Genomic DNA, 5,910 nt, shown 5'->3' with positions numbered 1-5,910 from the left:
CGGGGCAGCCAGTGGCTGCCCCCGTGTTCATGGCTGGTCAGCCGGTATAGACGTTCTCTTCCGGATAACGGATGCGAGTCTCGACCGGGCGGGCCAGCATAAAGGCCAGGGTCAGCGGGCCGAGACGGCCGCAGATCATCACCAGCACCAGGAGCAGCTTGCCCGGCTCGCTCAGGGAGGCGGTGATGCCGGTGGAGAGACCGACGGTGGCAAATGCCGAGATGGTCTCGAACATGATTTTGTCGAACGGCAGATCCTCGGTCACCATCAGCAGGAACATCGCCAGCATCAGCACCATGGTGCTGACGATGATGATGGCCAGCGAGCGGGTCACGATCTGGGGCGACAGGGTGCGGCCAAAAGCGGTGACATGGGGCCGTTTGGTCAGAAACGCCTTGGTCGCCAGCAGCACGACCGCGAAGGTGGTGACCTTGATACCGCCACCGGTCGAGGTGGCACCGGCACCGATAAACATCAACATCATCAGAAACAGCAACGCCGCCGGGGTCATCAGCCCGATATCTATGGTATTGAAACCGGCGGTACGGGCACTGGCAGACTGGAAGAAGGCAGCCAGCAGCTGGCCACCGACACCGGCCTTGCCGAGGGTGCCGGGGTTGTTGTGTTCCAGCAGCCAGAACATCAGGGTACCGGTCAGCAGCAGCGCCGGGGTCATCAGCAGCATCAGCTTGCTGTGCAGCTTCAGCTTGCGCCAGCGGCGGTTGCGCACCAGATCGACGATGACGGTAAAGCCGATCCCCCCCAGGATCAGCAGACCGGCGATGGTCAGGCTGATGATGGGGTCGTCCCTATAGTCCATCAGGTTGTTGGCAAAGAGCGAAAACCCGGCGTTGTTGAAGGCCGAGATCGCGTGGAAGAAGCTGACATAGAGGCCGTGCACCCAACCCATCTCGGGCACCCAGCGGATCGCCATGATGCCAGTGCCGATCAGTTGGGCAATAAAGGCGAACAGCACGATCCGTTTGACCAGCTGGATGATGTTGACCGAGCCCTCCTGTCCCAGCGCCTCCTTGGCCAGAACCTGCTGGCGCAGACCGACCCGCTTGCTGAAGATGGCTATCAGCAGCAGGGTCATGGTCATCTGGCCCAGACCGCCGATCTCCATCAGCATCAGCAGGAAAATCTGCCCCTGCAGGGTGAAGGCGGTGCCGGTATCCACCACGCCAAGACCTGTCACGCTGATGGCCGAGGTGGCGGTAAACAGGGCGTTGACGAAGGTAACCTCGCCATTGTGGCTGGAGGGTTGCACCAGAAAGATGGTGCCAATCAGCAGAATGATCAGAAAGCTGCCGAGGATCAGCCGGGCTTCGCTCCAGCGAGAGTCCTGCTCCCGATGGAGGGCGAAGGCGTAGCTGCTGCGCCAGTTGATCATAGGGTTTCGAGCCAGTGGTCGATGGCGTGCTTGTTGCCCGCCAGGATCAGTATGTCGCCCAGTTGCAGCTCCATCTTGCCGGTCAGCACGTTGTGCAGCACATCACCACGCTTGATGGCGAGCAGCTGGAAATCGCTCTGTTGCAGCAGGTGGAAGTCGCCCAGTTCCCGGCCGTTCTGTTGCAGGCCGATCACGAACTCGGTCAGCACCATGTCGTGGCCCAGCTCCAGATAGTCGAACAGCCGGTTGTCCAGCATGCTCTGGGCAACCCGGCGGCCCATGTCCCACTCCGGGTTGATCACCTTGTCGGCGCCCACTTTCTGCAGGATCTTGGCGTGGAACTTGTCGCGCGCCTTGACCCACACCTTCTTCACGCCCGCCTCTTTCAAGACGAGGGTGGTGAGGATGCTGGTCTCCAGGTTGTCACCGATGGCAACGAAGACGATATCGAAATTGGCCAGTTCCAGCTCGGCCACGGTGGCCTCATCGGTGGCATCCGCCACGATAACGTGATTGCAGAGGGCGGCGATTTGCCGGGTCTTGCTCTCGTCGATATCGATGGCCAGTACTTCGGCATCTTGCCGTTGCAGCTCTTCGCACAGCGCGCTGCCAAACAGGCCCAGGCCGATGACGGCAAACTGGTTGTTCATGAGTTGTTCCTCAGCAGTTGAAGTCGCCTACTCTAAACCACTGCTATTCCCCCGAAAAGGGCTCGGGTTTTTCGTCATGGGGCAACTTGAGGTAGACTGCGCCCTTGCACCAAGCCGGGATAGACCGATGAAACTGAATGCCAACGCCTCCTTGTTGAAGCTCAACACCCTTGCCCTCGATGCGTACTGCCTCTGGCTGGCCGAGGTGGAGCAGGTTGCCGATCTGGCGACCCTGCGTGCCGATCCACAGCTCAACCAGTTGCCACGCCTCAATCTGGGCGGCGGCAGTAACATGCTCTTCACCACGGATTTTCTCGGTCTGGTGGTGCTCAACCGGCTCAAGGGGATTACCGCTGAAGATGGCGGCGATCACTGGTTGCTCCATGTGGCGGCGGGTGAAGATTGGCATCAGCTGGTGCGTCATACCTTGCAACAGGGCTGGTTCGGGCTGGAGAATCTGGCGCTAATTCCCGGTACGGTCGGTGCCGCGCCGGTGCAGAACATCGGTGCCTATGGCGTTGAGCTGGCCGACTTCTGCGCCTATGTCGAGGCGTTCAACTGGCAGAGTGGCGAGATTGAACGGATCGCGGCGGCAGAGTGCCGCTTCGGTTATCGCGACAGTATCTTCAAACACGAGTATCAGGATTCCCACCTGATCACCGCCGTCGGGCTCAAACTGCCCAAGGCGTGGCAACCTGTGCTGGGCTATGGCCCGCTGGCGGCGCTCGGTGACGCGCCTTCGGCGCAGGCCATCTTCGATACCGTCTGTGCCACCCGCATGGCTAAGCTGCCGGATCCCGCCGTGCTCGGCAATGCCGGCAGCTTCTTCAAAAATCCGGTGGTGCCTGCCGCGCTGGCGGAGAATCTCAAGGTGCGCTATCCGCAGATGCCCTGCTATCCGGCCGGAGAAGGGCAGGCCAAGCTGGCGGCGGGCTGGCTCATCGATCAGTGTGGTCTGAAAGGTTTCGCCATCGGTCGCGCCGCTGTTCATCAGGAGCAGGCGCTGGTGCTGGTCAATCTGGGGGGCGCCAGTGCCATGGAGCTGATCGCGCTGGCGGCTCATGTCCGCGACAGCGTGGAGCAGACGTTTGGCGTGGTGCTGGAGCACGAGGTGCGTTTTATGGGTGCGCACGGTGAAACCTGGCTCGACGAGGTGCTCTCATGACGTTGACTCCCATCAGACAGACCCTGATCACCCTGCTTAGCGACGGCCAGTTTCACTCCGGCGAACAGCTGGGCGAGCAGCTTGGCATCAGCCGGGCGGCGGTGAGCAAACACATGGCGGCGCTCAAGGAGCTGGGGTTGGATCTCTTTAGCCTGACCGGCAAGGGTTACCGGCTGGCGGTGCCGATGGCGCTCTATGATCAGGCTACCTTGCAGGCACTGGCCCCGATGGCGCCGGTGCACTGTTTTCCGGTCATTGGCTCGACCAACCAACACCTGCTGGATCGGGTTAATGAGCTGCGCTCCGGCGAGAGCTGTCTGGCCGAGTGCCAGACCGCCGGGCGCGGTCGCCGCGGTAAACCCTGGATTTCGCCGTTCGGTTGCCAGCTGATCCTCAGCATGTACTGGCGACTCGAACAAGGCATGGCGGCAGCCATGGGGCTCAGTCTGGCGGTTGGTGTCGCGGTGGTTGACGCGCTGGAGTCCCTTGGCTATCAGGGCGTCGAGCTCAAGTGGCCGAACGACCTCTACTATCAGGGCCGCAAGCTGGCAGGGATACTGGTGGAGATGAGCGGTAGCGCTGGCGCAAGTTGTCATCTGGTGATCGGCATCGGTCTCAATCTGGCGATGCCTGCCCGCGAAGGTGAGAAGATTGATCAGGCCTGGGCCGAGCTGCGTCACATCAATCCCGAGCTGGTCGATCGCAATCAGTTGGCGGCTCGGATGATCGTCCATCTGCAGCGGGCGTTGCATACCTTTGAGCTGCAGGGGTTGGCAAGCTTTGTCGATGAGTGGAATCGGCTCGATCACTTTGCCGGTCGCCCGGTGCGCTTGTTGATGGGGGATCAGGAGATCCGCGGCATCGCTCGTGGCATCGACGATCGCGGCGCCCTGCGACTGGAGACAGGCGAAGGGATCAAATTCTATCTGGGGGGCGAGCTCTCCCTGCGTCGGGGCGACTGAGGGCCTGCAAGGCCGCTCATGATGCCAAACAGAAGAGGGGGCCCGCGGGCCCCCTCTTCGTTATCCGGCAATGGCTGTCATCATTTGCGCAGTTTGATCTGCTCGATGGCGTGCTCATGGCCCTTGGTCATGATCAGGTTGGCTCGCTCACGCGTTGGCAGGATATTTTCTTGCAAATTCAGATAGTTGATGTCTTGCCAGATGTTGCTGGCGATCTGAGTCGCCTCACTCTCCGTCAACTTGGCGTAGTTATGGAAGTAGGAGTCGGGATCCGAGAAGGCGCCGCTGCGGAATTTCAGGAAGCGTTCGATATACCAGGTGCGCAGCAGTTCGGCATCGGCATCCACATAGATGGAGAAGTCGACAAAGTCCGACACGAAGACCCGATGGGGCTCCTGAGGGTAATCCATGCCGCTTTGCAGCACATTGAGCCCTTCCAGGATCAGAATGTCCGGCTGCTCCACCACCTTTTTCTCATCGGGAATGATGTCGTAGATAAGGTGGGAATAAACCGGCGCTTCGACCTTCTCGTGACCGGCGCGGATATTGGCGACAAATTCCACCAGATGGCGGATGTCGTAGGATTCCGGGAACCCCTTGCGGCGCATCAGGCCGCGCTCTTCCAGTACCTTGTTGGGATAGAGGAAGCCGTCGGTGGTGACCAACTCCACCCGCGGATGTTCCGGCCAGCGCTCCAGCAGGGCCTGCAGAATACGGGCCGTGGTACTTTTGCCCCCAGCCACGCTGCCGGCAATGCTGATGATATAGGTGCCCTTACCGCGGGACTGGCCGAGGAACTGCTCCAGCACCCGGCTGCGACGCTGTTTGGCTTTGACATAGAGATTGAGCAGGCGGGAGAGAGGCAGATAGATCTCTTCCACTTCCCGCAATGACACCTTCTCGTTGATCCCGCGCAGGGTCTGCAGATCGTGTTCGGTCAGGGTCAGGGGGACCGAATCGCGCAATAACGCCCATTGTTCGCGGGTGAATTGCAGATAGGGGTTATGCTCTGTCGTCATGGTGTCATCACTGTTTCTTGGGCACGGCGACCATACACCAAGGGTGGGGGAGCGACAAGGGACGCAGCAGGATTGGCTTGTTTGCCCCCGCTTTTTTGCAAACTTCCCAGCAATAAAGCATATTTTGCCGGGTTCAATGGTTGCATCCCCCAAAACCTTACAATAAAATGCGCGACGCTTGACTGTCTGTCGTCTATTTGCCGTGCAAAAGCGATAAACACAACGGGTGCAAGCAGAATTACCGTTGTGACAATCTGGCGTCTGGAGGGGTTCCCGAGCGGCCAAAGGGATCAGACTGTAAATCTGACGGCTCTGCCTTCGAAGGTTCGAATCCTTCTCCCTCCACCATATTTCTCTGCGGTTTGAGTTCTTTGGGTTAGAGAAATGCGGGCATCGTATAATGGCTATTACCTCAGCCTTCCAAGCTGATGATGCGGGTTCGATTCCCGCTGCCCGCTCCAAGATGCTGATATGGCTCAGGCGTTAGCAGAGCCGCACCCTAGGGTGAGTTCGGCAAGCGAACCAGCCATCAGTACCTCTCTCTTTCCCACCAGATTCAAATCCATCATATAAACTGTTCTGTGGTTAGCTTGCCACCGCGTACTCAGCGTTAGTTTAGAGGGACGATCATGTCTAAAGAAAAATTTGAGCGTAATAAACCGCACGTTAACGTGGGTACCATCGGCCACGTTGACCACGGTAAAACCACCCTGACTGCAGC

Annotated in this window: 6 protein-coding genes and 2 tRNA genes; 5 read left to right on the top strand and 3 right to left on the bottom strand. The window is 59.5% G+C overall.

The features are described 5' to 3' along the window. Positions 1 to 37: 37 nt before the first annotated feature. On the bottom strand, positions 38 to 1,393 hold the full coding sequence (locus tag L972_RS19085) for a TrkH family potassium uptake protein (protein ID WP_047440334.1): 1,356 nt from the start codon (positions 1,391 to 1,393) through the stop codon (positions 38 to 40). Further along, the gene (locus tag L972_RS19080; protein ID WP_047440332.1) at positions 1,390 to 2,043 is read right to left on the bottom strand and encodes a potassium channel family protein; all 654 of its coding nucleotides are present in this window, start codon (positions 2,041 to 2,043) and stop codon (positions 1,390 to 1,392) included. The genes L972_RS19085 and L972_RS19080 overlap by 4 nt, the downstream gene beginning before the upstream one ends. 127 nt (positions 2,044 to 2,170) lie before the next feature. Between L972_RS19080 and murB the strand changes: the two genes are divergently transcribed. Together murB and birA are read left to right on the top strand one after the other, a co-directional pair. After that, entirely contained in the window at positions 2,171 to 3,208 is a 1,038-nt protein-coding gene (gene murB / locus L972_RS19075) for a UDP-N-acetylmuramate dehydrogenase (protein ID WP_047440330.1), read from the top strand. Then, the gene (birA, locus tag L972_RS19070; RefSeq protein ID WP_047440328.1) at positions 3,205 to 4,170 is read left to right on the top strand and encodes a bifunctional biotin--[acetyl-CoA-carboxylase] ligase/biotin operon repressor BirA; all 966 of its coding nucleotides are present in this window, start codon (positions 3,205 to 3,207) and stop codon (positions 4,168 to 4,170) included. The genes murB and birA overlap by 4 nt, the downstream gene beginning before the upstream one ends. Positions 4,171 to 4,250: 80 nt before the next feature. On the opposite strand, the gene coaA is transcribed toward birA, so the two are convergent. Then, a complete protein-coding gene (gene coaA, locus L972_RS19065) occupies positions 4,251 to 5,189 on the bottom strand; it encodes a type I pantothenate kinase (RefSeq protein ID WP_005356367.1) in 939 nt (312 codons plus the stop codon). Between the two features lie 263 nt (positions 5,190 to 5,452). On the opposite strand from coaA, the gene L972_RS19060 reads away from it, so the two are divergent. The 3 genes from L972_RS19060 to L972_RS21165 form a co-directional block, all read left to right on the top strand. Next, positions 5,453 to 5,537: transfer RNA gene (locus tag L972_RS19060), tRNA-Tyr, on the top strand. Between the two features lie 38 nt (positions 5,538 to 5,575). Next, a tRNA-Gly gene (locus L972_RS19055) sits at positions 5,576 to 5,650 on the top strand. A 168-nt stretch (positions 5,651 to 5,818) separates the two neighbouring features. Further along, on the top strand, positions 5,819 to 5,910 hold a 92-nt coding region (locus tag L972_RS21165), incomplete at its 3' end, for a GTP-binding protein (protein WP_047440382.1).

Origin of the sequence: Aeromonas sp. ZOR0001 (assembly GCF_000801015.1) — a bacterium.
Taxonomy (GTDB): Bacteria; Pseudomonadota; Gammaproteobacteria; order Enterobacterales; family Aeromonadaceae; genus Aeromonas; species Aeromonas veronii.
Note: the sequence above shows the minus strand (reverse complement) of the source record. Positions and strands in the feature narration are given on the sequence as shown.